At 70.0% G+C, this 24,007-nt stretch carries 20 protein-coding genes and 4 pseudogenes; 11 read left to right on the top strand and 13 right to left on the bottom strand.

All coding sequences use genetic code 11. The features are described from left to right. The first annotated feature begins 6 nt into the window (after positions 1-6). A complete protein-coding gene (locus JHN63_RS01495; RefSeq protein WP_200676793.1) occupies positions 7-1,350 on the top strand; it encodes a hypothetical protein in 1,344 nt (447 codons plus the stop codon). Between the two features lie 29 nt (positions 1,351-1,379). On the opposite strand, the pseudogene JHN63_RS01500 reads toward JHN63_RS01495, so the two are convergent. Continuing rightward, positions 1,380-2,573, bottom strand: a pseudogene (locus JHN63_RS01500) (RNA-guided endonuclease InsQ/TnpB family protein). A 128-nt stretch (positions 2,574-2,701) separates the two neighbouring features. On the opposite strand from JHN63_RS01500, the gene JHN63_RS01505 reads away from it, so the two are divergent. Then, a complete protein-coding gene (locus JHN63_RS01505) occupies positions 2,702-4,102 on the top strand; it encodes an acyl-CoA reductase (protein ID WP_200676794.1) in 1,401 nt (466 codons plus the stop codon). On the opposite strand, the gene JHN63_RS01510 is transcribed toward JHN63_RS01505, so the two are convergent. Continuing rightward, a complete protein-coding gene (locus tag JHN63_RS01510; RefSeq protein ID WP_200676795.1) occupies positions 4,077-4,520 on the bottom strand; it encodes an SRPBCC family protein in 444 nt (147 codons plus the stop codon). The genes JHN63_RS01505 and JHN63_RS01510 overlap by 26 nt on opposite strands. Before the next feature lie 32 nt (positions 4,521-4,552). Beyond that, positions 4,553-5,543 (bottom strand): annotated as a pseudogene (locus JHN63_RS01515) (aldo/keto reductase). Between the two features lie 143 nt (positions 5,544-5,686). Here JHN63_RS01515 and JHN63_RS01520 point away from each other — a divergent pair. Together JHN63_RS01520 and JHN63_RS01525 are read left to right on the top strand one after the other, a co-directional pair. Next, positions 5,687-5,794 (top strand): annotated as a pseudogene (locus JHN63_RS01520) (LysR family transcriptional regulator); the annotation flags it as partial. Between the two features lie 337 nt (positions 5,795-6,131). Next, positions 6,132-6,590, top strand: coding sequence for a DUF6479 family protein (locus tag JHN63_RS01525; RefSeq protein WP_307781783.1), 459 nt, complete (start codon positions 6,132-6,134; stop codon positions 6,588-6,590). Between the two features lie 66 nt (positions 6,591-6,656). Here the strand turns inward: JHN63_RS01525 and JHN63_RS01530 are convergent, their stop codons facing one another. The 9 genes and pseudogenes from JHN63_RS01530 to JHN63_RS01570 all read right to left on the bottom strand — a co-directional run bounded on the left by JHN63_RS01530 (position 6,657) and on the right by JHN63_RS01570 (position 12,773). Then, complete coding sequence (locus JHN63_RS01530) at positions 6,657-7,643, bottom strand: YihY/virulence factor BrkB family protein (protein WP_234475762.1); 987 nt, start codon at positions 7,641-7,643, stop codon at positions 6,657-6,659. A 65-nt stretch (positions 7,644-7,708) separates the two neighbouring features. Next, positions 7,709-9,455, bottom strand: a pseudogene (locus tag JHN63_RS01535) (complex I subunit 5 family protein). Further along, on the bottom strand, positions 9,455-9,805 hold the full coding sequence (locus JHN63_RS01540; protein WP_200676797.1) for an NADH-quinone oxidoreductase subunit K: 351 nt from the start codon (positions 9,803-9,805) through the stop codon (positions 9,455-9,457). The pseudogene JHN63_RS01535 and the gene JHN63_RS01540 overlap by 1 nt, the downstream one beginning before the upstream one ends. Next, positions 9,805-10,542: an MnhB domain-containing protein gene (locus JHN63_RS01545; RefSeq protein ID WP_200676798.1), complete on the bottom strand. Its 738-nt coding sequence runs from the start codon at positions 10,540-10,542 to the stop codon at positions 9,805-9,807. The genes JHN63_RS01540 and JHN63_RS01545 overlap by 1 nt, the downstream gene beginning before the upstream one ends. Next, complete coding sequence (locus tag JHN63_RS01550; RefSeq protein WP_374222879.1) at positions 10,539-10,778, bottom strand: Na(+)/H(+) antiporter subunit B; 240 nt, start codon at positions 10,776-10,778, stop codon at positions 10,539-10,541. Before JHN63_RS01550 ends, JHN63_RS01545 begins: the two co-directional genes overlap by 4 nt. A 13-nt stretch (positions 10,779-10,791) precedes the next feature. After that, positions 10,792-11,244, bottom strand: a complete 453-nt coding sequence (locus JHN63_RS01555) for a monovalent cation/H+ antiporter complex subunit F (protein ID WP_200676800.1) — start codon at positions 11,242-11,244, stop codon at positions 10,792-10,794. Further along, positions 11,241-11,423, bottom strand: coding sequence for a hypothetical protein (locus tag JHN63_RS01560; protein ID WP_200676801.1), 183 nt, complete (start codon positions 11,421-11,423; stop codon positions 11,241-11,243). The genes JHN63_RS01555 and JHN63_RS01560 overlap by 4 nt, the downstream gene beginning before the upstream one ends. A 159-nt stretch (positions 11,424-11,582) precedes the next feature. Next, complete coding sequence (locus JHN63_RS01565; RefSeq protein ID WP_200676802.1) at positions 11,583-12,377, bottom strand: RNA polymerase sigma factor SigF; 795 nt, start codon at positions 12,375-12,377, stop codon at positions 11,583-11,585. Positions 12,378-12,521: 144 nt separating this feature from the next. Continuing rightward, on the bottom strand, positions 12,522-12,773 hold the full coding sequence (locus JHN63_RS01570) for a hypothetical protein (protein WP_200676815.1): 252 nt from the start codon (positions 12,771-12,773) through the stop codon (positions 12,522-12,524). A gap of 195 nt (positions 12,774-12,968) precedes the next feature. Between JHN63_RS01570 and JHN63_RS01575 the strand changes: the two genes are divergently transcribed. The 7 genes from JHN63_RS01575 (at position 12,969) to JHN63_RS01605 (ending at position 23,144) form a co-directional block, all read left to right on the top strand. Then, positions 12,969-13,628, top strand: coding sequence for a diguanylate cyclase (locus JHN63_RS01575; RefSeq protein WP_200676813.1), 660 nt, complete (start codon positions 12,969-12,971; stop codon positions 13,626-13,628). Between the two features lie 2 nt (positions 13,629-13,630). Further along, on the top strand, positions 13,631-14,179 hold the full coding sequence (locus JHN63_RS01580) for a type 1 glutamine amidotransferase domain-containing protein (RefSeq protein ID WP_200676814.1): 549 nt from the start codon (positions 13,631-13,633) through the stop codon (positions 14,177-14,179). 100 nt (positions 14,180-14,279) lie between these two features. Further along, positions 14,280-17,354 carry an FAD-binding and (Fe-S)-binding domain-containing protein gene (locus JHN63_RS01585; protein ID WP_200676803.1) on the top strand — a complete coding sequence of 1,025 codons (3,075 nt, stop codon included), beginning with the start codon at positions 14,280-14,282 and terminating at the stop codon, positions 17,352-17,354. Positions 17,355-17,365: 11 nt separating this feature from the next. Continuing rightward, the gene (locus tag JHN63_RS01590) at positions 17,366-19,177 is read left to right on the top strand and encodes a thiamine pyrophosphate-requiring protein (protein ID WP_374222880.1); all 1,812 of its coding nucleotides are present in this window, start codon (positions 17,366-17,368) and stop codon (positions 19,175-19,177) included. After that, positions 19,177-20,304 carry an enolase C-terminal domain-like protein gene (locus JHN63_RS01595; RefSeq protein ID WP_200676805.1) on the top strand — a complete coding sequence of 376 codons (1,128 nt, stop codon included), beginning with the start codon at positions 19,177-19,179 and terminating at the stop codon, positions 20,302-20,304. Before JHN63_RS01590 ends, JHN63_RS01595 begins: the two co-directional genes overlap by 1 nt. A 12-nt stretch (positions 20,305-20,316) precedes the next feature. After that, entirely contained in the window at positions 20,317-22,107 is a 1,791-nt protein-coding gene (locus JHN63_RS01600) for a glycoside hydrolase family 15 protein (protein ID WP_200676806.1), read from the top strand. A 23-nt stretch (positions 22,108-22,130) separates the two neighbouring features. Then, positions 22,131-23,144, top strand: a complete 1,014-nt coding sequence (locus JHN63_RS01605) for an SDR family oxidoreductase (RefSeq protein WP_200676807.1) — start codon at positions 22,131-22,133, stop codon at positions 23,142-23,144. 4 nt (positions 23,145-23,148) lie between these two features. On the opposite strand, the gene JHN63_RS01610 is transcribed toward JHN63_RS01605, so the two are convergent. Continuing rightward, complete coding sequence (locus JHN63_RS01610; RefSeq protein ID WP_200676808.1) at positions 23,149-23,637, bottom strand: flavin reductase family protein; 489 nt, start codon at positions 23,635-23,637, stop codon at positions 23,149-23,151. Positions 23,638-24,007 lie beyond the last annotated feature (370 nt).

The raw sequence follows: 24,007 nt of genomic DNA on the forward strand, positions 1-24,007 counted from the left end.
GTTGCCGTGCCCAGCGCACGTGAACAGATCCGGGCCCTCGTCCGGTCCGGCGAGACCTTCGACCAACCCGCCCGCTACATAAGGGAGTTGCAGTTCGAAGCGGCACGGGAGGCATTCGTCGCCCACCGTGAGCGCATCCCGCTGCTGCGTACTCGGGCACAGGAGAGCGGTGTCCACGGGATCGAGAGCGCGGACGACCTCGTACCCCTGCTGTTCTCCCACACCAGCTACAAGTCCTACCCGCTCTCCCTCATCACCGGCGGCCGATGGGACCGGCTGCTGCGCTGGTACACGACGGTCTCCGCGGTCGAGCCGGGTGACGTCGACGTCGAGGGCGTCCAGGACATCGACGAATGGACCGACCGCATCACCGCCGCCGGCCACCGCCCCTACATCACCAGCGGCACCTCGGGGAAGGTCTCCTTCCTCAACTGCGATACCAGCGACCTGAGTTTCCTCCACGACATCCTGGAGAACCTCACCTGCTGGCCCGACCCGCTGCCGCCCGAGCAGACCCGCCGCGGCTACCTCCTCGCACCGGCGAGCGGGCCGATGCGCTCCATCGACGGCTACCGCTGGCACGCGGACGTCTTCGTCCGGCCCGGTGAGACCCGGCTGCTGACCGAGGACCCGATGCGGGTGTCCGAGCTGATGAGCAGCGCCCTGCTGCGCCGCCGCATGGCGGAAGGCACCGCCACGCCGCAGGAGATCAGCTCCTTCGAGGCCGCGTCCGGGGCCCGCGAGGCGGAACTCGGCGCGGCTGTCGCCCAGATCGTCGACGACATCGCCGCACACCGGACCGAGCCCCTCCTGATCGCCGGGATGAACAACCAGCAGTTCACCCTGATCCAGGCTCTGCGGGCCCGGGGCGTACCCGACGGGAGCCTCCACCCGGACACGCTGGTCCTCAGCGGCGGCGGCAACAAGAACGGGGTCCTGCCCGACGACTACCAGGAGCAGTTCGCCGGCTTCTACGACGGCGTACGGCGGGTGCGCAGTTATGGCATGACGGAGCTTCAGGGCTCGTGCCTGGCCTGCGAGTCGGGCAACTACCACGTGCCGCCGTGGGTGATCCCGCTGGTCCTGGACGAGCCGGGCGAGAAGCTGCTGAACACCGAACAGGGCGTGGTGGAGGGCCGGTTCGCCTTCCTCGACGTATCGCTGGAGGGCCGGTGGGGCGGCCTGATCAGCGGCGACCGGGTCTTCGTCGACTTCTCCCCGTGCCCCTGCGGCAGATCGGGACCGGTCGTCCTGCCCGACATCCGCCGCTACGGCGACCTCGGCGGCGACGACAAGATCACCTGCGCCGCGACACTCGACTCCTATGTGCGGGGGATGATCCACGGTTGACTTCTCTCCCTCGTGAGCGAGGGGGATTCCTACGGCTCGCGCCGTGGGGTTTTCTGCTTCGTCGCCGACGGCCCGCCCGGAGAACTCCGTTGAGGTCTTACACCGGCTCCACAGACAGACACCGCCAGTCCGGCGGCCAAGAGATTGCATGCCGCGTTCACGTCCCGGTCGTGCGTGATGCCACAGTCGCAGGTCCAGGTGCGAACACCAAGCGGCATTGCATCCCGCAGAGTGCCGCAGTTCGAGCACAGTTCGGAGGAGGGAAAGAACCGGTGCACCGCGATGACTTCCCGCCCGCACCAGGCAGCCTTGTACTCCGGCATGGAACGGAACTCGCCCCAGCTTGCGTCGGTGATCGCCCGGGCCAGGCCCCGGTTCTTGACCATGCTGTGCACGGTCAGGTCCTCGATCACGAGCGTTTGGTTTTCGCGCACGAGTCGAGTGGTGGGCTTGTGGAGCAGGTCGCGGCGCCGGTCTGCAATCCGGGCATGGATCTCCGCGACCTTCCGCCGGGCCTTGGCCCGGTTGGTTCCCTCGCCTTTCGCCTTGCGGGACAGTTCCCGCCGGGCCCTGGCGAGACGGGTGCGGTCACGACGCTCGTGTTGCGGGTTGCTGACCTTCTCTCCTGTGGAGAAGGTCAGCAGGTGGGTAAGGCCGACATCGATCCCGATGGCCGCGCCTGTGGCGGGAAGCGGTTCGACGGCAGGGTCGTCGCACAGCATCGAGACGAACCAACGACCGGCCGCGTCCTGCGACACGCTCACAGTGGAGGGCTGGGCACCTTGGGGCAGCGGCCTCGACCACACGATGTCCAGCGGGTCCGTCATCTTCGCCAACGTCAGCAGCCCGTCCCGGAAGAGAGAACCACTGCGGGTCTACTCGGCGCACTTGTGCGACTTCTTCCGCGACTTGAAACGCGGATACCTGGCCCGCTTGGCGAAGAAGTGAGTGAACGCCATCTGCAAATGCCGCAGTGTTTGCTGCAACGGCACCGACGACACCTCATTGAGGAAGGCAAGTTCCTCGGTCTTCTTCCACACGGTCAACAGGGCAGAGGTCTGGTTGTAGGTGACCCGTTCCTGCCTCGTCCACGCCTCGCTGCGCGCAGCGAGCGCCAGGTTGTAGACCTTTCGCACACACCCGAACGTGCGCGACAGCTCCGCCGCCTGCGCATCGGTGGAATAGAAGCGGTACTTGAACGCCCGCTTCGTGTGGGTGGCCATGGCTCGCAAACCAACTCGGCCAAAGCCGGAGCATCCGCGAAAGGAAGCCGAGGAACCACACTCGGCCCCTCTGGTTTCCCGATGTCACGAGTACCCGAATCCAACCCACCTGCTACGAAAGGACATCGATGAGTGCTACCACGATGTATGGCGCGCCCGCTCCAGAGACGGAAGTCGTGCACGTGGTGCGCGGCGAGGTCGACCACGCCCCGCACGTCGGCCACGGCCGCGCCGGCTCGGCCTTCACCGCACCGGCGCTCGACCTGGACCGCCTGGTGTGGCCCCGCACCGAACCCGGCCCCGCCTTCCACGTGCCCGTCGCGGAGATCGTCGACCTGCTGGTGGAGACCGGCGAGGCCCTCAAAGCGGACCGCGAGGGGCTCCTGGCCGAGGCACTCGACCGCATGGTCGGAGTCAGCCCGCTGCCCGCCGAGATCCTCGAACGCGCCTACGCCGTGCTGTGGCGCAGCTTCCAACGCCCCGGTCTCTACGCCCAGATCGACCACGAACTCGGTGGGGCCGACGTGCTCGACGGCTGGCGCGAGGTGCGCCTGCCCGACAACCGGACCGCGGCCACCCGGGCGTTCCCACCACGACTGGTGCACATCATCGCGGGCAACGCACCCGGGGTCGCCGCGATGTCCGTCGTGCGCGGCGCCCTCACCAAGGGTGTCAACCTGCTCAAACTGCCCTCGAACGATCTGTTCACCGCGACAGCGATCCTGCGCACGATGGCCGCGGTGGCCCCCGACCACCCAGTGGTGCGCTCGTTCTCCGCGGTGTACTGGCGTGGCGGCGACGAGACGGTGGAGAGCGTGCTGTTCCGCCCGCAGTTCTTCGACAAACTGGTCGCCTGGGGCGGCGAGTCCACGATCCGCGGAGCACTGCGGTACGTCGGTCCGGGATTCGAACTCGTCTCCTTCGACCCCAAGACGTCCATCTCGTTGATCGGCCGGGAGGCGTTCGAGTCCCCCGAGAACCTCGCCCGTGCCGCTGACGCGGGTGCCGCCGACGCCACGTTCTTCAACCAGCAGGCCTGTGTGGCGAGCCGCTTCCAGTTCGTCGAGGGCTCCTGGGAGGACGCCGACCGCTACGCCGCCCTGCTCTGCGAACGCCTGGGCGTGGCAAGGGAGTTCAGCTCGGCGGACGGCCCGAGGGTCGCGGCCTCCCTGCGTGAGGAGATCGACGTCCTGCGGTCCATGGCTCCCGACTACCGGGTGTGGGGCGGCTACGACGGTCGTGGCCTGGTGATCCGCTCTCCCGAACCGGTGGATTTCCATCCGGACGGAAAGATCGTCGACGTGGTCCCCGTCACCGAACTGACGGAAGCGGTCACCCACGCCGGAGTCGCCACCCAGACGGTCGGCGTGTACCCGGACACCCGCAAGGCAGAACTGCGCGACGCCCTGGCCTGCGCCGGGGTGCAGCGCGTGGTCTCCCTCGGCAGGGCGGGCGGGATGCCGCCGGGCCTCTCCCACGACGGGTTCTATCCATTGCAACGCCTCATGCGCTGGGTGAACGACGAGTGACCGCGCTCAAGCTCTCCAGCAGCGCGGCGAGGCCGTCGGCGTAGTTGCCGTGGAAGAGCTCCTCGGCGTCGGTGTCGCTGACGCCGACGGGCGTGAACGTGCCGGACCATTCGACGCGCGAGACGCCGGGGCTGCCGGGGACGGCGTGCACGCGCGGCGTGGATAGGTAGCCGGTCACGGGGAACGGCGCCTCTTCGATGGCGTAGGAGTAGCCGCGCGCATCGTGGTCGAAGGCCTGGAGGCGTTCGACGATGACGCCGCCGTCCTGGTTGGTCGGGCGGCGTACCCGGCCGCCTTCGCTCAGCTCGCTCTCGGGGATGTACGGGAGCCAGTCGGGCAGGGACCCGAAGCCGCCGATGAGCCGCCGGACGCGGTCGGGGCTCTGCGGGATGTCGAGGGACGCGGTGGTGGTGGCCATGGTGGGTGCTTCCTGTGGTGTGCCGTGGGGTGTCAGGCGGTGGGGGCGTCGACGGCGATGAGCTTCTCGGCGCGCAGGGCGGTCCAGAAGACGGTCGGCACGCGCTCGGCGACGTCCTCCGCGATGCGGCCGGGACGGGTTGCGCCGGGTACGACGGCCGTCGAGGCGGGATGGGCGAGCGCGAACTGCAACGCGGCCGCCTTGACGCTCACACCGTGCTCGGCCGAGAGCGCCTTGACCCGTTCGACCTTGGCGAGGATCTCCGCCGGGGCCTCCTGGTACTCGAAGTGCCGTCCGCCGACGAGGACACCGGAGCTGTACGGACCGCCGACGATCATGTCGACGCCCTGCTCGGTGGCGGCGGGCAGCAGCCGCTGCAGGGACCGCTCGTGGTCGAGCAGGGTGTAGCGGCCGGCCAGGAGGAACGCGTCGGGGCGGGGCTCGTCCAGGTCGAGGGTCAGCTCGATCGGCCGACACGGTTGACGCCGAGGCCCCAGGCCTTGATGACGCCCTCGTCGCGGAGCCGCTGCGGGACGCGGAAAGCGCCGGTGCGCGCGGTCTCGTAGACGTGCAGCCAGTCGTCGCCGTGGAAGTCCTGGGCGATGTCGTGCACCCAGACGATGTCGACGCGGTCCGTCCGCAGGTGCGTGAGGTTGTCCTCGATGGAGCGCAGGGTGGCGTCCGCGGTGTAGTCGTCGATCATCCTGTTCGGGCGGCCCTGCTCGAACAGACCACCTTTCGCGCCCAGGTTCCGTGCGGTGGGGTCCTCCAACTCGTCGAGGACGACCCGGCCGACCTTGGTGCTGAGCACGAACTCGTCGCGCGGCCGGCCAGTACCTCGCCCAGCCGGATCTCGGCCCGGCCGGCGCCGTAGAACGGGGCGGTGTCGAAGTAGCGGATGTCCTGGTCCCAGGCGGCTTCGACGGTGGCCGCGGCCTCCTCGTCCGGGATGCCGCGGAACATGTTGCCGAGGGGGGCGGTGCCGAAGCCGAGGGCCCCCGGCAGGAGGGACTTGATGCCCATGACGAAGATCCTTCTTTCCATGACGTGACGCGTAGTTCGTGCTGTTTCATCCGATCCGCGGCTCTTGCTCTGTCGAGGTTGGGATCGAGGGATGAGACTGTCCAGGACTTACTTGGACACGCTTGAGTCCCGAGAGGTCTTACGTGCTTGACCTGCGTCAACTCCGCTATTTCGTGGCCGTCGCCGAAGAGGAACACGTCGGCCGGGCCGCCGAACGCCTGCACATCTCGCAGCCGCCGCTGAGCCGGCAGTCGACGACACGATCCGCTGGAGGGTCGCGTCGTGCGACTTCTCCCGCAGCAGATCGCGGGCCGTCGAGGCCATCTGTTGCGCACAGTCCTGCCAGTCCATCGCCAAGTGTTCTCCAGCTGAGGCGTCGCCGGGGAGGTCCGGGGACGCGTCCTTGCCGTTACCTCATAAGGGGCGAACTGCACCGCCCCACGAGGTACGGCCGAAGCTCGGCGCCGACGTCGTCAGTGCGCGGAGGGCGAGGCCCGCGGAACGGCCGGGCAAGGGCCCTGAACGGCAGTGTCACGCCGGTGGCGATCGCCGTCGGTGCTGCGGAGCACGTGTGCGATGGCACGGAACATGAAGACCTCCGGGGGGATACATGTGCGGGACTGTCGACATCGGCTGCCCCTGGAGACGGCGGCACGCCAGGTGGGCGAGATTCTCCTGGTCACCCCGGGGTACCCGGCGGTGATGAACACATCGAGCATGGACGTGGCCGCGTCGAGTGGAGCGGCCCTCGGAGTCTTTCCGGTTGTCGCCGGACTGATCCTCGTCGTCGGGTTGATCTGGGCCGTACGGTTCGGAATGAAGGCCCGCCGGCGGGAGTCCGCGCCGCCGCGCCCGGAGGAGCAGCCCCGGCTGCCCGAGTCCGGGCCGACCGGCGAGATCCAGGAGATGCGCGAGCCCGAGGAGGTGCCGCGCGCGAAGGACGAGAGCGAGCGGCTCACCCCGCACCAGTTGTCCGGCGGCGGAACGTCGGGCAGCAGGCGCAGCGAGGACCAGAAGCGTCGGCGTTGGGGCTCGGGTTCCGCGTGAACACGGTTGCGTCCGCAGCGAAGAAGGATTGTGCGTGCTCGGCCACTTCTTGCGTTACGAGCGGCGTCACTCCGTACGCCGGTGGTCCGCCTCGCTCCAGGCTCGGGTGTCACGGGGCGGGAGATACGGCTCCGCACCCTTCGGGTGTCCGCCGGCCACAGCGCGCTGGCGGGCCAGTTCCGCGTCGAATTCGAGGCCGAGCAGGACCGCGATGTTGCTGATCCACAGCCAGATCAGGAAGACGACCACGCCGGCGAGCGTGCCGTACGTCTTGTTGTACGACGCGAAGTGGGCGACGTAGAACGCGAAGCCCGCGGAGGCGATCATCCAGACCAGCAGGGCCAGCACGCTGCCCGGGGTGACCCAACGGAAGCCTCGGCCCTTCACGTTGGGAGCCGCCCAGTACAGGATCGCGATCATCGCCATGACCAGGATGATCAGCCCCGGCCACTTGGCGATCGACCACACCCTCAGGGTGGCGTGCCCGATGCCGAGCGCGGAGCCGGCCGCGCGGGCCAGGCCGCCGGTGAACACCACGATGAGCGCGCTGATCACCGTCAGGACCAGCAGCACCACCGTGACGCCGACCCGGATCGGCAGCACCTTCCACACGGGGCGGCCCTCGGGCATGTCGTAGACGACGTTGGCGCTGCGGATGAACGCGGCGATGTAGCCGGAGGCCGACCACACCGCGACGACGATGCCGACCACGGCCACGACGGAGCCGAGGCCGCCGGTGGTGTGGAGCTGGCGTACGGCGTCGCCGATGATGTTCCGGGCCGAACTCGGCGCCAGTTTCTCGATGTTGTCCAGCACCCGCTGGGTCGTCGACTTGCCGGCGATGCCGAGCAGGGAGACCAGGACCAGCAGCGCGGGGAAGAGTGAGAGAACCCCGTAGTACGTCAACGCGGCGGCCCGGTCGGCGAGTTCGTCGTTCTGGAACTCCTTGACCGTGCCCCTGAGCACCGCCCACCACGACCGCCTGGGCAGTTCGGTGGGTTTGTCCGGCGCCCGCCGCTCGACTTGGTCGTTTGGTCCTGGTGTGCGTGTCATACGGCTTGGGGTTACCCGACTCGGCCCGACCATGCGTCAACGGTGCCTCAATCGCCCTTTCCCGCTCAGCCGTTGAGGATTCCCGGCAGTGCCAGCGCCGCCAACAGAGTCGTGGCCATCAGCAGCCATGCCACGTAGTCGCCGATGTGCCCGGACTGAAGGCGTCGTATCGGATCGGTCCAGGACGGTTTGCCGAGCGCCCTCGGGCGGGTCACGGCGAGTGCGGCCAGGCCGACGGCCAGCAGGGTCGACGTGAGGCCGAGGAGCAGCCCGGCGGGAGTCCAGTGCGGTGTGGTGACGGCTCCGTCGGACACCGCCTGCCCGACCGCTGCCGCGAGGCCGGGTACCGCGCCCACGGCGAGGGACGCGACGAGCAGCGCGGCGGGGACCGCGGTCATGGTGTCCGGCACCCGGCTCAGCCGGTGTCGGGTCTCGGGTTCCTCGCCGATACCGGTGGTCTCGTACGACGACTCCTCGCCAGGCCGGCGGCCGAGGCCGAGGAACACCCGTGCGGCGACCCGGAGCACCGCGCCCGCGGTCACCGCCGACACGGCGACGAACAGCACGGTCAGCGGGCCGCCGACCGCCTCCTCCAGTACCGCCTTCCCGAGTGCGATACCGAAGGGCGGGAGCCCGGCGAGGCTCAGCGCGCCGACGACGAACAGGGCGGCGACTCCACGTAGTTCGCGGGCGCGTCCGTGCAGGGCGTGTTCGTCCGCCGAGCCGTACCGGTCGAGGTGGACGCCGGTGCAGGCGAACAGGGCGGCCTTCACCCCGGCGTGGCCCAGGATGTACAGGGCGACCCCGTCGTCGGCCTCGGGGCTCAGGACGCCGATGCCGTGAGGAACAGGCCCATGTGGGCGACCGTGGAGTACGCGAGCAGCCGTTTGATGTGCCGTTGGTACCAGCACATCACCGCGCCGAGGGCGGCGGTCAGTACACCGAGGACGACGAGGGCGCGTTCCAGGTCGGACGCCGGGATGCCGCCCGGGCCGGAGAAGATCGTCCGGTAGACCCGCCACACGCCGTAGGCGCCCAGCTCGACCATGACTCCGGACAGCAGCATGCACACCGGTGTCGGCGCGACCGCGTGCGCGTCCGGCAGCCGGAAGTGGAACGGCACGGCCGCGGCCTTCACCAGCAGTCCGGTCAGGACGAGTGCGAAGGCCGCGAGAGTGAGGGCGTCGGGGCCGCCGTGCCGGTCGAGGCCCTGGCCGATCTTCGTCATGGTGAGTTCGCCGGTGCGGGCGTACAGCAGGGCGATGCCCGTCAACACGGTGTACGCGCCAAGGGAGTTGAGGACTCTGAACGACAACGCGCCTTGCACGGCCTTCGGTTCCTCGACGCGATGACCGGTCAGCGCGTATGCCACGACGCTCATCAACTCGAAGAACACGAAGGCGTCGAAGAGGTCCCCGGCGATCGCGAAGCCGCAGATGCCGCCCTGGAAGAGCAGCATCAGGGCGGGGAAGGCGCCCGCGTGGCGGCGGGGCGGTTCGTCGAAGTAGTGCCAGGAGTACGCCAGCGCCGCGACCGTCAGGAGTGAGGCGTGGGCGGCCATGCCGAGTCCGGGGCCCTCCCGGACGAGGACGATCCCGACGCTCTCGCCGCCTTTCGGGGTCCAGCCGCCGACCCATTCGGTCAGCGGCGGTGAGGAGTTGAGGAGGAGCACGAACGCCAGGGCCGCCGTGCTGGCGGCGAAGGCACAGCCCACCGTCTCGGCGGCGACGCGGGAGAGGTGGTGTCCGCCGGCGACAAGGAGGGTGGCTCCCAGCAGGGGACGGTGACGAGGACCGGGAGCAGGTGGTGCATCAGCCGCGCAGCTCCGAGAGTTCGTCCGGGTCGACCGTGCCGTGGAGTTTGGAGACTTGGAGGACGACGAGTGCGAGCAGGACGGCGGTCACCGTGGCTCCCACGACCACGTCCGTGAGAGCGAGAGCCTGCACCACCGGGTCCACGACCGGGCGGGAGCCCGGCTTCAGGTCGGAGAAGACGGGGGCGGTGGCGCCGTCGCGGTAGCCGACGGCCAACAGCAGGACGTAGGTGGCGGATTGACAGACCGCCAGGCAGCCCACGGCGTGGATGAGGTTCCGGCTGGTCACCAGTCCGTAGCGGCCGACGAGGAACACCCAGACTGCGACGAGGTACGGGAACACCGACATCACTTCTCGCCGCCCTTCTCGATCTCCACGGCCTGGTCCAGGAAATGGGCCAGCAGGACGACGACCGCGCAGGCGACCTCCATGCCGATGGCCGCGTTCAGGAGGGGGACGGTGCCGCCCGAGGAGAGGGTGTTGAAGGTGCCGTAGGGAAGGAAGTTGGCGAGGAAGGCGCTGCCGGCCAGCAGTCCGGCGAGGCCCAGGACGAGGTAGGCGGAGGCGGCGAGGGCGTCGGCGATCTCGTAGGAGGCGACCGGCCGGATGCGCTCCAACGCGCGGTAGTCGGCGCCCAGATAGAGCAGGTGCAGGGCGGTCGCGACGACGACACCACCCTGGAAGCCGCCGCCTGGGCTGAGCTGGCCGTGCGCGATGACGTACAGGCCGGTGACGACGGCGACGGGGAGGACGAGGAGCGCGTAGCGGCGTACGGGGAGGCCGACTTGCTCGGGCTCGGGCGCGGCGCGGTGTTCGTCGCGGTTCTGGCGCAACAGGACGACGGTGCCGAGGACGGACGCGAAGAGGATGCTCATCTCGCCGAGGGTGTCGAAGGCGCGCTGGTCGAAGTTGACGGAGGCGATCGTGTTCGCGGTGCGGCGGGCGAGGGAGGCGCGTACCGCCCCTTCCCCATACGGGTGTTGGGCCCCGCCGAAGCCCGGCAGGTCGAAGCACGCGGCGACGAGGAGGGCCGCGAGACCGGTGGCGCCGACGGCCGCGACGAGCAGCCGCATCCGCCGGGTCATCGGTCGGTCTCCCGCTTCCGTTTCGCCCGTCGGACCTTGCGCGCGGACAGCATGATCAGCAGGGGAGTGAGGGCGGAGCCCACGGCCAGTTGGGAGAGCGCCACGTCGGGGGCTTGGAGCACGGTGAACAGGACGGCCAGGATGGTGCCGAGGACGGCGAGGACGAGTGCCTGCCGTGCGGGGTCGCGGGTGGCGACGGCGGTCGTCGCGGACACGGCGACCAGCAGCAGCGCCACGACGATCAGCGGATCATCCGCGTCGGCTCCCCGCGAAACCGCCGGACAGGGCACGGGAGGCGGTGAGGTTCCCGCCGATCAACAGGGCGCCGACGACCAGGAGTTTGGCCAGTGCGCGGCCCGGGCCCGTGGCCACGCACACGGCGATCACGACGGCACCGCCGAACACCGCGACCGCGTACGTGAGTCCCCATGCCCGCGGCGGATCGTCCGCCAGGTCCTCTGCGAGGAGGCGGGCGAAGACGAGGGTGCCGACCGGGCCCAACAGGGCCAGGAGCAGGGCGAGATCGACGTGGGACGGGCGGCCGTAGCCCCGGGCGAGGAGCAGCAGGGCGGGGCAGGCCAGTGAGGTGGACAGGTTCTGCGCGGCGACCCGGCGCCGCAGCGGGCCGGTGGCGACGCCCCAGACCGCGGCCCCGACCCCCGCGCCGAGCGCGGCCGTCGCGGCGACGGTCCAGCCGTTCACCACCCGCTCACCGCACGGTGCGTACCCCAGGCGGCGAACGCGCCGACCAGTGCGGCGGATACGCCCACGACGAGTTCCAGCGTGTTCACCGCGCTGATGAAGACCAGCCACAGCAGAGCGAGGACCGCCCACCAGGCCAGCACCTCGCCCACGCCGAGGAGTGTCGTACGCCGGTTCACATGGCACCTCCACCGACGAGGTCAACTCGCCCTGTTTGATTGGGTATTTTCGCTACGGCATCCAAGCATCGTCGCTCGTCCACCCGAGGGCGACGCGCGACGACCTGGCAACCGAAGGGCCCTGAGAAGGCGAAGGAAAACCGGTCACGCGCAGCGGACTCAGGCCGCGTCGTGCATGATCTGATCCCGCAGCCGGTCGCAGCAGAGGGCGATCAGGCGGGAAACGTGCATCTGTGAGATGCCGAGCCGGTCGGCGATGGCTGCCTGTGTCATGCCACGGAAGAAGCGCAGGTAGAGGATGGTCTGGTCGCGCTCCGAGAGCGCGTGGATACCGGGTTTGACGGCCTCGCGGTCGACGACGGTGTCCAGGGCCGGATCGGGTGCCCCGAGGGTGTCGCTGAGGGAGTACCCGCCCTCGCCGGTGGGCAGTTGCGCGTCCAAGGAGAGGGAGGTAAAGCTCTCCAGGGCGCCCAGTCCGATCAGGACGTCCTCCTCGCTGAGGCCGACCTCGGCGGCGATCTCGGCGGTGGTGGGGCGTCGGCCCTGGACGGTCTGTGACAGGTCCTGGATGGCGAACCGCACCTGGTTGCGCAGTTCCTGCACCCGGCGTGGCACGTGCACGGTCCACATGTAGTCGCGGAAGTGCCGTTTGATCTCGCCGGTGATGGTCGGCACGGCATAGCTCTCGAAGGCGTTGCCGCGCGCGGGGTCGTACCGGTCGACGGCCTTTACCAGACCCAGAGCCGCGACCTGGCGGAGGTCCTCGGAGCTTTCGCCCCGATTGCGGAACTGCCCGGCGAGCCGGTCGGCCATGGGCAGCCATGCCACCACGATCTGGTCGCGCACGGTGTCGTGCTGCGGCCCGGGGGCGAGCAGGACGAGCAGGCGGAAGGATTCCGCGGTGTCGGGGGCGTCGTCGTGCGGATGGTGTTTCGCGCTCGATCGGACAGACATGGTGCCTCACCGCTTCCCCTGCATTGGGGCGGACGATCACCATGGGAAGTGCACTCGCCGTAGGGACAGGCACACCCGGTGCGACGACTCGTCGCTCCCACGGACGTGCCTCCTGTCTGAAGCACTTTTCTTCGGGTACCCCCGTCAATCCGTGGCAAACATCCGGTCTGACTTGGGGAAGGGGGACGTCGAGGAGGCGCGGGGCCCGATCGACGGGGCGGGGATTCGGGGCGAAGTCGCGGGATTCCCTGCCGGAAGCCGGGCGGGCTCGGTCGGCGCGACGGCCGGCGCGGGTCGCTCGGTGTTCTTGTCGGGCAGAACCAGTTCCTCGTATCTGCCCAGGGCGAGCAGCAGGCCGAGCATGAAGGGCGGAACGAGCACCGCGAGCACTGCCATGACATGTCCTTCTTCGGGAAGCCGCGCGAGGGACGAGGCGCGGGTGTCCTCGGAGCGAGGGCACAAACCTCCACGTCGGTCCTCCGTGTCGGTGTCCGGTCTACGGGTACGCGGGTGCAACGGCCGAGGAACCAGGCGCTACGGCGCCGCCCGGCCTCCGCCCGCCGCGAACACCACGACACCGAGGAGAACCGTGTGACCTCGCTCCGCACCTTCACGCGACCGGCTGTCCGCCGGCAGGAGACCGATGTCGGGGACGCGACGACCCGCTACCTCCTGTACGGGCTGCTGCCCGGCTGGTTCGTGCCGGGCCTGGCCGACTGGGTGATGCACCGGCGGACCCGGATCGAGGACACCTCCGGCACGAAGGAGTCCCTGATCCACGCGCTGATGATGACCGAGGTCGGCATCCCCATCGCGCTGACCCTGCGCTACGAGGTCAACCCCCTGCTGATCGCTGTGCAGTTGGGCGGCGCCACGGTCCACGAGGCAACCGCGCTGTGGGACGTACGGACCGCCGTGCGCAGCGAGCGCGAGGTCAAGCCGATCGAGCAGCACATCCACAGCTTCCTCGAATCGCTGCCCTTCGCCGCCCTCACGTCCCTGATGTGCCTGCACAGCGATCAGGTCAAGTCCCTTCTGGACGGCGGGCGTTCGGACCCGAACGCCTGGCGGCTGGTGCCGCGCGAGCGACCGTTGTCGCGCGGCTATCTCGCGGGCATCGCCGCAGGGATCGGCGCGTGCGTCCTGCTGCCGTACGGAGAGGAACTGCTGCGCTGCCGACGAGCTGCCCGGACCCGGCGAAAGCCGGCCCGGGACGAAACCACCTGGCAAGCCACCCAAGGAGATGGATGACCATGCGTATCGCGTTCCTGATGGCACCTGAAGGCGTCGAGCAGATCGAACTGACGGAGCCGTGGCGGGCGGTCACCGACCAGGGCCACGAGACGGTTCTCGTGTCGACGGAGCCCGGACAGATCCAGGCGTTCGACCATCTGGACAAGGCCGACGTGTTCCCGGTGCAGATGGTGGCGCGCGAGGCGTCGGCCGAGGCGTTCGACGGTCTTGTCCTGCCCGGCGGGGTCGCCAATCCCGATCTGCTGCGCACCGACGAGGACGCCGTGTCGTTCGTCCGGGACTTCTTCGATCTGGGCCGGCCGGTCGCCGCGATCTGTCACGCGCCGTGGACGCTGGTGGAGGCGGGCGTGGTCCCGGGCCGCACGCTGACTTCGTGGCCGAGCCTGCGCACGGACATCGAGAACGCGGGCGGCACCTGGGTCGATGAACAGGTACGCGTCTGCGACGACGGGCCCAACACCCTGGTCACCAGCCGTAAGCCGGATGACCTGAAGGCGTTCTGCGAAGCGCTGCTCACGGAGTTCGCCAAGGCCCGGCACGAGGTCTGATGCGCGCCGGCCGGACGTTAGTCGCCTCGATCACCGGGCACTCGACCCACGGCAACCGAGCGGCCCTCCGCGTCGGGGCCCTCGCCGAGGAGAGTCGACGGTGACCGAGGCACGACGATCCGAAACGGCGCTGGACACCCGTGCCCTGGAGCAGGCGCTCCGCGCACGGGTCGACGGCGAGGTCCGGTTCGACGCGGGCAGCCGGGGCGCCTACGCCACGGACGGCTCGAACTACCGCCAGGTCCCGATCGGGGTCGTCGTCCCGCGCACGGTCGACGCCGGCGCCGATGCGGTCGCGGTCTGCGCCGAGTTCGGGGCGCCGGTGCTCTCGCGGGGCGGCGGGACGAGCCTGGGCGGCCAGTGCACCAGCACCGCCGTGGTCATCGACTGGACCAAGTACTGCCACAAGGTGCTCTCCATCGACCCCGACCGGCGCGTCTGCCTCGTCGAACCCGGCATCGTGCTCGACGAGCTCAACCGCCAACTCGCCGAGCACCGGCTCCAGTTCGGCCCCAAGCCGTCCACCCACAGCCACTGCTCGCTCGGCGGCATGATCGGCAACAACTCCTGCGGCGGCTCCGCCCAGGCGTACGGCAAGACCGTGGACAACGTCCGGCGCCTGGAGATCCTCACCTACGACGGCCTCCGCTGCTGGGTCGGCCCCACGACGGACGACGAGTACGAGGCGATCATCGCGGCCGGCGGCCGACGCGCCGAGATCCATCAGGGGCTGCGGCAGATCATCGACCGCACGATGGCGGACGTACGACGCGGCTTCCCCCGTATCCCGCGCCGCGTCTCCGGATACAACCTCGACTCGCTCCTCCCCGAGAACGGCTTCGACGTGGCCCGCGCGCTCGTCGGCAGCGAGGGCACCCTCGTCACCGTCCTGCGCGCCGAACTCGACCTCGTCCCCCTCCCGCCGTACGAAGCCCTCCTCGTCCTCGGCTACGACGACATCTGCGCGGCGGCCGACGATGTGCCTCGGCTGCTCAAGCACAGCAGCCCGACCCAACTGGAGGCCCTGGACGGGCGGATGGCCCAGTTGATGCGCGAAGAGGGCGCGTATCTCAACTCGTTGAGCGAGCTTCCGGAGGGTGAGAGCTGGCTCCTGCTCCAGTTCACCGGGGACAGTCAGGACGAAGTCGACGAGCAAGGACGGGAGTTGATCCGGGCGCTCGGACGCGACGAGAAGGATCCGTCGGTCGCGTTCTCCGACGACCCGGCGCGCGAACACAAGATGCTCAAGGCGCGCGAGGCCGGACTCGGCGTCACCGCACGCCCACCGGACGGCAGGGAGACCTGGGAGGGCTGGGAGGACTCCGCCGTCGCACCCGAAGTCCTTGGCGACTATCTGCGCGACCTGAAGAAGCACTTCGCCGACTTCGGCTACGACCACCCTTCCCTGTACGGGCACTTCGGCCAGGGCTGCGTGCACACCCGCATCCCCTTCGAACTCACCACCGCCGAAGGGGTCACGAACTTCCGGGAGTTTCTCTTCCAGGCCGCCGATCTGGTGGCCTCCTACGGCGGTTCGCTCTCCGGTGAGCACGGCGACGGGCAGGCGCGCGGCGAACTGCTGCCGCGCATGTACGGAGAGTCGGTCGTGGCCGCGTTCGGGCAGGTCAAGGCCCTCTTCGACCCGGACAACCGGATGAACCCCGGCAAGGTCGTCGCCCCGTACCGCGTCGACGAGAACCTGCGGCTGGGACCCCTGTGGCGGCCGGACAGCCACGACACCCACTTCAGCTACCCGGACGACGACCACTCCTTCGACCGGGCGGTGCTCCGCTGCGTCGGCATCGGCAACTGCCGTACGCACGAAGGCGGGGTGATGTGCCCCTCCTACCGGGCGACCGGCGAGGAGGAGCACTCCACGCGCGGGCGGGCCCGGCTGCTGTTCGAGATGCTCGGCGGGCACGCGGACTCCGCGATCACGGACGGCTGGCGCTCCACCGAGGTGCGTGACGCCCTGGACCTCTGCCTGGCCTGCAAGGGCTGCAAGTCCGACTGCCCGGTCGGCGTCGACATGGCCACCTACAAGGCCGAGTTCCTCTCCCACCACTACGAGGGACGCCTGCGGCCGGCCGCGCACTACTCCATGGGCTGGCTGCCGGTATGGGCGCGGCTGTCGCGACTGGCACCCCCGCTGGTGAACGCCGCGCTCGGCGCGCCGGGCATCGCCGGTCTCGGCAAGCGCCTCGCGGGCGTGGCCGTGGAGCGCGACGCGCCGGTCTTCGCCGAGGAGTCCTTCGTGCAGTGGTGGCGGGCTCGCGGGGCTCCCGACCCCGATCCGGCCGACCCGCGCACCGTCCTGCTCTGGCCGGACACCTTCAGCACCTACTTCCACCCGGGCGTGGCCAAGTCCGCGGTCCGGGTCCTGGAGGACGCCGGATTCAACGTCGCCGTCCCCACCCGTTCGGTGTGCTGCGGCCTCACCTGGATCTCCACCGGCCAACTCGCCACCGCCAAGCGGGTGTTGGGGCACACGCTCAACGTGCTGCGGCCCTGGTTGGAGGCGGGCACTCCCGTCATCGGCCTCGAACCGTCCTGTACGGCCGTCTTCCGCGCCGACGCCCCCGAGTTGCTGCCCGACGACCAGGACGTGCGGCGCCTGGCAGGGCAGTTCAGAACCTTCGCCGAACAACTCCTCAACCACGCCCCCGAAGGCTGGCAACCCCCGCACCTCACCAGGGCGGCGACCGTGCAGACCCACTGCCACCAGCACGCGGTGACGAAGGACGACGCCGACCGTGAACTGATGCGACGCGCCGGGATCGACGCCGATGTCCTGGACGCCGGTTGCTGCGGTCTGGCCGGCAACTTCGGCTTCGAGCAAGGCCACTACGACCTGTCGATGACCGTGGCGGAGCAAGGGGTACTGCCCGCCGTACGGGAGACCGCCCCTGACGCGCTCGTCCTCGCCGACGGCTTCAGCTGCCGTACGCAGATCGAACAGGGCGACACCGGCCGGCGTGCCCTGCACCTGGCCGAGGCCCTGGCGCTCGCCCTGGACGGACAGCACCTGCCCGCCGAACACCCCGAGAAGCTCGCCGACCGGCCCGAGGGTTCCGCCCGTGACGGCCGTCTGCTGGCAGCGGGCGCCGCGGTCTCCGTCCTTGGAGTGGCAGCGGCAGGAGCCCACTGGTTTCGCAACCGCCCATCAGCGCGATGAAAGGAACTCCCGTGTCCATCAAGGTGTCCGACTACGTACTCCAGCGGCTCCGCGAATGGGACGTCGACCATGTCTTCGCCTACGCGGGCGACGGCATCAACGGTCTCCTCGCCGCCTGGGGCCGCGCTGACAACAAGCCGAAGTTCGTGCAGTCGCGGCACGAGGAGATGTCCGCGTTCGAGGCGGTCGGCTACGCCAAGTTCTCCGGCAAGGTCGGTGTCTGCGCGGCGACTTCGGGCCCCGGGGCGATCCATCTCCTCAACGGGCTCTACGACGCGAAACTTGACCACGTCCCCGTCGTGGCGATCGTCGGACAGACCAACCGCAGTGCCATGGGCGGCAGTTACCAGCAGGAGGTCGACCTGCTGAGCCTCTACAAGGACGTCGCCTCCGAGTACTGCGAGATGGTCACCGTCCCCGAGCAACTGCCCAACGTCATCGACCGCGCGATGCGCACCGCGTACGCCAAGCGGACCGTGACGGCGGTCATCATTCCCGCCGACGTACAGGAGTTGACCTACTCGGAGCCCACTCACGCCTTCAAGATGGTGCCGTCCAGTCTCGGCCTGACGCACTCGGCGCCGGTGCCGCCGACGGCCGAACTCGCGCGCGCCGTCGAGGTGTTGGACGAGGGCGAGAAGGTCGCGATCCTGATCGGGCAGGGCGCGCGCGGCGCCCGCGCCGAGGTGGAGGAGATCGCCGAGGTACTCAGCGCCGGGGTCGCCAAGGCGCTGCTCGGCAAGGACGCGCTGCCGGACGACCTGCCGTACGTCACCGGTTCGATCGGCCTGCTCGGCACCCGTGCCTCCTACGAGATGATGCGCGACTGCGACACCCTGCTCGTGATCGGCTCCAGCTTCCCGTACACGCAGTTCCTGCCGGAGTTCGGGCAGACCCGGGCCGTGCAGATCGACATCGACCCGTTCATGATCGGGCTGCGCTACCCCTTCGAGGTCAACCTCGTCGGGGACGCGAAGGAGACACTCAGGGCCCTGCTGCCGCAGCTGAAACCGAAGAAGCACGGCTCGTGGCGCAAGAAGACCGAGATGGCCACGGCCCGTTGGTGGGACGTCATGGAGCGGCGCGCCGCCGTGGACGCCGACCCGATCAACCCCGAGCACGTCGTCCACACCCTCGACGCCCTCCTGCCCGACGACATCATCCTGGCCGCCGACTCCGGCTCCGCCGCCAACTGGTACGCACGGCACTTGCGGATGCGCGGGAACATGCGCGGCTCCCTGTCCGGCACCCTCGCCACCATGGGCCCGGGCGTGCCGTACGTCATCGGCGCGAAGTTCGCCCACCCGGACCGTCCGGCGCTGGCGATCGTCGGGGACGGGGCGATGCAGATGAACGGCATGGCCGAACTCATCACCGCCGCCAAGTACTGGCCCGAGTGGGAGGACCCGCGCCTGATCGTCGCTGTCCTCAACAACCAGGACCTGAACCAGGTCACCTGGGAGATGCGCGCCATGGCCGGCGCCCCGCAGTTCCTGCCCTCCCAGGCCCTCCCGGACGTGCCGTACGCCGACTTCGCGCGCTCGATCGGGCTCGACGGGGTACGGGTGGAGAAGCCCGGGGACGTCGAGGACGCCTGGCAGCGGGCGCTCGCCGCCGACCGGCCGTTCGTCATCGACTTCCGGACCGACCCCGCCGTACCGCCGATCCCGCCGCACGCGACCCTCGACCAGATCGAGGCCGCCGCCTCGGCCGTCCTCAAGGGCGACAGCGACCGGGCGGGCATGATCCGGCAGGGGTTGAAGGCGAAGGTGCAGGACATGCTGCCCGGCGGCAAGCGGCGCCAGGACAAACCGGGGGAGTGATGACCCCGCAGATCGTCGGGCGCGGTGAGCCGCTCGTGCACCGGGTCACGACCGCCGTGTACTCCGTTCCCACCGGCGCGCCGGAAGGCGACGGCACCCTGACCTGGGACTCGACCACCATGGTCGTGGTCCAGGTGCACGGGGGCGGGGCCACGGGACTCGGGTATACATACGGCGCGGCGGCGACCGCCCACGTCATCGAGCAGCAACTTGCCGACGTGGTAACGGGGTTGAGCGTCTGGGGCGTGCCCGCCGCCAACGAGGCGATGAACCGGGCCGTCCGCAACGCCGGCCGCCCCGGCCTGATCGCCGGCGCCGTCTCGGCCGTGGACATCGCCCTGTGGGACCTGAAGGCCCGCCTCCTCGACCTGCCGCTGATACGACTGCTCGGCGGGAGCCGCACCGACGTCCCCGTGTACGGCAGCGGCGGCTTCACGACGTACGACCAGCCCCAGCTGGACCGTCAACTGCACTACTGGACCGAGGAGTTGGGCATTCCCCGAGTGAAGATCAAGATCGGGGAGTCCTGGGGTCGGGCCGAGCGACGGGACCGCGAGCGGATCGCGCGGGCTCGCCGGAGCATCGGCGACGCGACGGAGTTCTACGTCGACGCCAATGGCGCGTACGGCCGCAAACAGGCAGTCCGCATGGCCCACCACCTCGACGAGCACGGCGTGACCTGGTTCGAGGAGCCCGTCTCCTCCGACGACCTGGCCGGCCTGACGGCGATCCGGGAAGCCATCACCCCCGAGGTGACCGCCGGTGAATACGGCTACACCCTCGCCTACTTCGGGCACCTGCTCGGCGCCGGAGCCGTGGACTGCCTCCAGGCCGACGCCACCCGCTGCGGCGGCATCACCGTCTGGCTGCGCGCGGCGGCCCTCGCGGAAGCGGCCGGCCTGGAACTCTCCGGGCACTGCGCCCCGCACGTCCACGCGCACGCGGCGGCCGCGATCCCCAACCTGCGCCATCTGGAGTGGTTCCACGACCACACCCGCATCGAGGACCTCTTCTTCGACGGCACCCTCGACCCGCACGGCGGCAGCATCCACCCGGGCGCCGACGGCGCACCCGGCCACGGCCTGACCCTCCGCGGCGAACAGGCCGAGAAGTACCGGACCGGATAGGAACGGAAAACGATGAGCACGCCGGAAACAGCCGAGCGCGACGCGTTCCCGCCGCAGGCGCTGCACGACTACGCCTTCCTCGCCGACGGCGAGCGCGGGGCACTGGTCGGCCCGCGCGGGGAGATCGCATGGCTGTGCGCACCCCGCTGGCACAGCGGCGCGGTCCTCTCCACTCTCATCGGCGGAAGCGGTCTGTACGCGGTCACGCCGAGGGGCCGCTTCGTACCTGGCGGACACTACGAAGAGGGTTCCCTGATCTGGCGCAGCCGCTGGGTCACCGAGGACGGGATCGTGGAATGCCGGGAAGCGCTGGTGTTTCCGGGCGAGCGGGGCCGACTCGTCCTGCTGCGGCGCGTGCGGGCGACGGAGGGACCGGCCCGCGTCCGGGTGCTGCTGCATCCCCTCGCCGAGTACGGCACCCAGCGCCTGCGCGACGCGCGACGCGACGACGACGGTGCTTGGACCGCACGGGTGGGCGACCTCCACCTGCGGTGGACCGGTGGCGGCGACGCCTCGCTCTCAGAAGTCGGCTCCACGGGTGGGCAGTTCACCCTCGACCTCACCCTGGACGCCGGACAGTGGCACGACCTGGTGCTCGAACTCAGTGAGTTCCCGCTGTGGGACGCCCCTCCGCCGATTCCATCCACGGAGTGGTCCCGGACCGAACGTGCTTGGAAGGAGGCCGTACCCGGGCTCGACGACACCGTCGCCGCCCGCGACGCACGGCAGGCGTACGCCGTACTGCGCGGCATGACCAGCGCAGACGGAGGCATGGTCGCCGCGGCCACGACGAGCCTCCCGGAGCGTTCCGAGGAGGGACGCAACTACGACTACCGCTACGCGTGGATCCGAGACCAGTGCTACGCGGGCCAGGCGGTCGCCGCGGCCGGTCAACACCCCATGCTGGACGAGGCGGTTCGGTTCGTCGGTGCCCGCCTGCATGAGGACGGGCCGAAACTGAAACCCGTGTACACGGTCGACGGAGGGCCCGTTCCCGACCAGCGCACGCTCGAACTGCTGGGCTATCCCGGTGGGTTCGACCGGATCGGGAACCACGTCAACCGTCAGTTCCAACTCGACGTGTTCGGCGAGGCGTTGCTGCTGTTCGCCGCCGCCGCGCGCCACGACCGGCTCGACCGGGACGGTCGGCGGGCCGCCGAGATCGCCGTGGCCGCCATCGCCGCCCGTTGGAACGAACCGGACGCGGGCATCTGGGAGTTGGGCGACCGGGCCTGGACGCACAGCCGGCTGATCTGCGCGGCGGGGCTGCGCCGGATCGCCGACGCGGCGCCCGACCCGGCCCGCAGGAGTGAGTGGACGGAGCTGGCCGACACGATCCTCGCGCACACCACGGCGCACGCGCTGCACCCCGACGGGCACTGGCAACGCGCCCCGGACGACGCTGGGTTGGACGCGGCCCTGCTGCTGCCCCCGGTACGCGGACTGCTCCCGGCCGACGACCCGCGCACCCGCGCCACCCTCCGCGCCCACACCGAATACCTCACCCGCGACCACTACGCCTACCGCTTCCGGCACGACGAACGCCCCCTGGAGGAGGCGGAAGGCGCCTTCCTGCTCTGCGGTTTCGTCACGGCACTGGCCGAACACCACCAGGGGCGGGAGGTGGAGGCCCACCGCTGGTTCGAACGCAACCGGGACGCGTGCGGAGCGGCGGGCCTGTACTCCGAGGAGTACGACATCGCCCAACGGCAGTTGCGCGGCAACCTACCGCAGGCATTCGTGCACGCCCTCATGCTCGACACCGCGGCCACCCTCGCCCGAACTCCTGGCATTCCCACCTGACTTCCGAGACGAACAGGACGAGCATGAACCAGCAGACCGTCGTCATCACCGGGGCCAGCGCCGGCATCGGCCGGGCCACCGCACGACTCTTCGCCGAGCGGGGCGCGAACGTCGTTCTCCTCGCGCGCGGCAAGGCGGGCCTCGACGCCACGGCCGCCGATGTCGAGGAACGCGGCGGCCGTGCCCTCGCCGTGCCCACCGACATGGCCGACCCCGCACAGGTCGAGGCCGCGGCCATGGCCGCCGAGGAAGCCTTCGGCCCGATCGACATCTGGGTCAACAACGCCTTCACGTCGGTGTTCGCACCGTTCATGGAGATCGAACCCGCCGAGTACAAACGGGTCACCGAGGTCAGCTATCTGGGCTTCGTGCACGGCACCCGGGCCGCGCTCCAGCGCATGATCCCCCGGGACGCGGGCGTGATCGTGCAGGTCGGCTCGGCCCTCGGTGACCGCTCCATCCCTCTCCAGTCCGCCTACTGCGGTGCCAAGCACGCCGTCAACGGCTTCACGTCGAGCGTCCGCACCGAACTCATGCACCAGCACAGCCACGTGAACATCACCGTGGTGCAGATGCCGGCCGTCAACACCCCCCAGTTCTCATGGGTGTTGTCCCGCCTGCCGAAGAGCCCCCAGCCCGTACCGCCCATCTATCAGCCGGAGGTGGCCGCCCGCGCCGTAGTGCACGCGGCGGACCATCCGCACCGCAAGCAGTACTACGTCGGCGCGTCCACCGCCGCGACCATCCTTGCCAACAAGCTGGCGCCCGCCCTGCTGGACCGCTACCTCGCCCGCACGGGCTACGCGTCGCAGCAGACCGACGACAGCGGATCCGGCACCCGCCCGGCTAACCTGTGGCATCCGGCGGACGAGGCCCCGGAACACGACTTCGGCGCACACGGCTCCTTCGACGGGAGGTCCCACTCCCACTCGGCCGAGGCGGCGCTCGCACGACGACCAGGGCTCGTGGTGGCCGCCGTGATGGGAGCGGCGGCGGTGGGTCTGGGAGCGGTGATCCGCCGCAGGCGGGCGCGTTAGCCGCTCAGTCCACGGGATGGCCCGGAGCGATGCCATGAGTGCCGCCGAGGGTCAGCAGCGCCGTGTGGTCGCCCGAGCGGTTCTCCGTAGCCTCCGGGACGAGCAGGAAGCCGACGTGGTCGCCGCCGTCGATCCGGTTCTCCACACGACCGACGAACCAGGCGGGGGCTTCGTCGAGGATCACTGATCCGTCCGGCCCCCGGTGCCAAGTGACCTCCGCGAACTTGTCGGTACGGTCGCCGGTCTCGCCGCCGAAGAGCCGGGCCAGCCGGTCCTGGTCGCGGCGGAGGAGATGGACCGCGAGGCGTTCGGCGCGCTCGGCGACGCGGTAGGTCCGGTTGGCTCTGGACAGCCAGACCATGAACCGGGCGGGCCGGATCGAGCACTGCGAGGCGAAGCCGACCAGACAGCCGGCTCGCTCCCCGTCGGCCTCTGCGGTCACGACGTACATCGGGTAGTCGAGCAGGTCGGTGAAGGGGTCGAGTTCGGTCACGGTGTTCGGCTCCCGCCTGAGAGGTCGGATGTCGGCCAAGCGTTCAACGGTTCCGTGTGCTGGTCGGTTCACGACGCGCGGGGCACTGACGCGGTACGACCGGAGTAGCAGGGGTACCCGGAACATCCGCGCCCATTCGAGGCTACGAGGCCATCTGGCCATCTACTCGAGGCCACGAGGCCGTCTAGGAGAGTCGTCGCGATGTCTGCCCAGTCCGAGTCCGAGTCCGCCCGGGACGAGCACGCCGCTCCTGAAGGGCCGGACGCGAACGGCTCCGACCCCGGCCCGGTGGACGCCGTAGAGGAGTCCCGGAAGGCGCCGCAGCGGCCCCCGCCCGGAGATTCAGGTGGCGGACGTGGACGGTCGTGGG

The sequence above is a fragment of the Streptomyces sp. MBT65 genome, assembly GCF_016612545.1.
Lineage (GTDB): Bacteria > Actinomycetota > Actinomycetes > Streptomycetales > Streptomycetaceae > Streptomyces.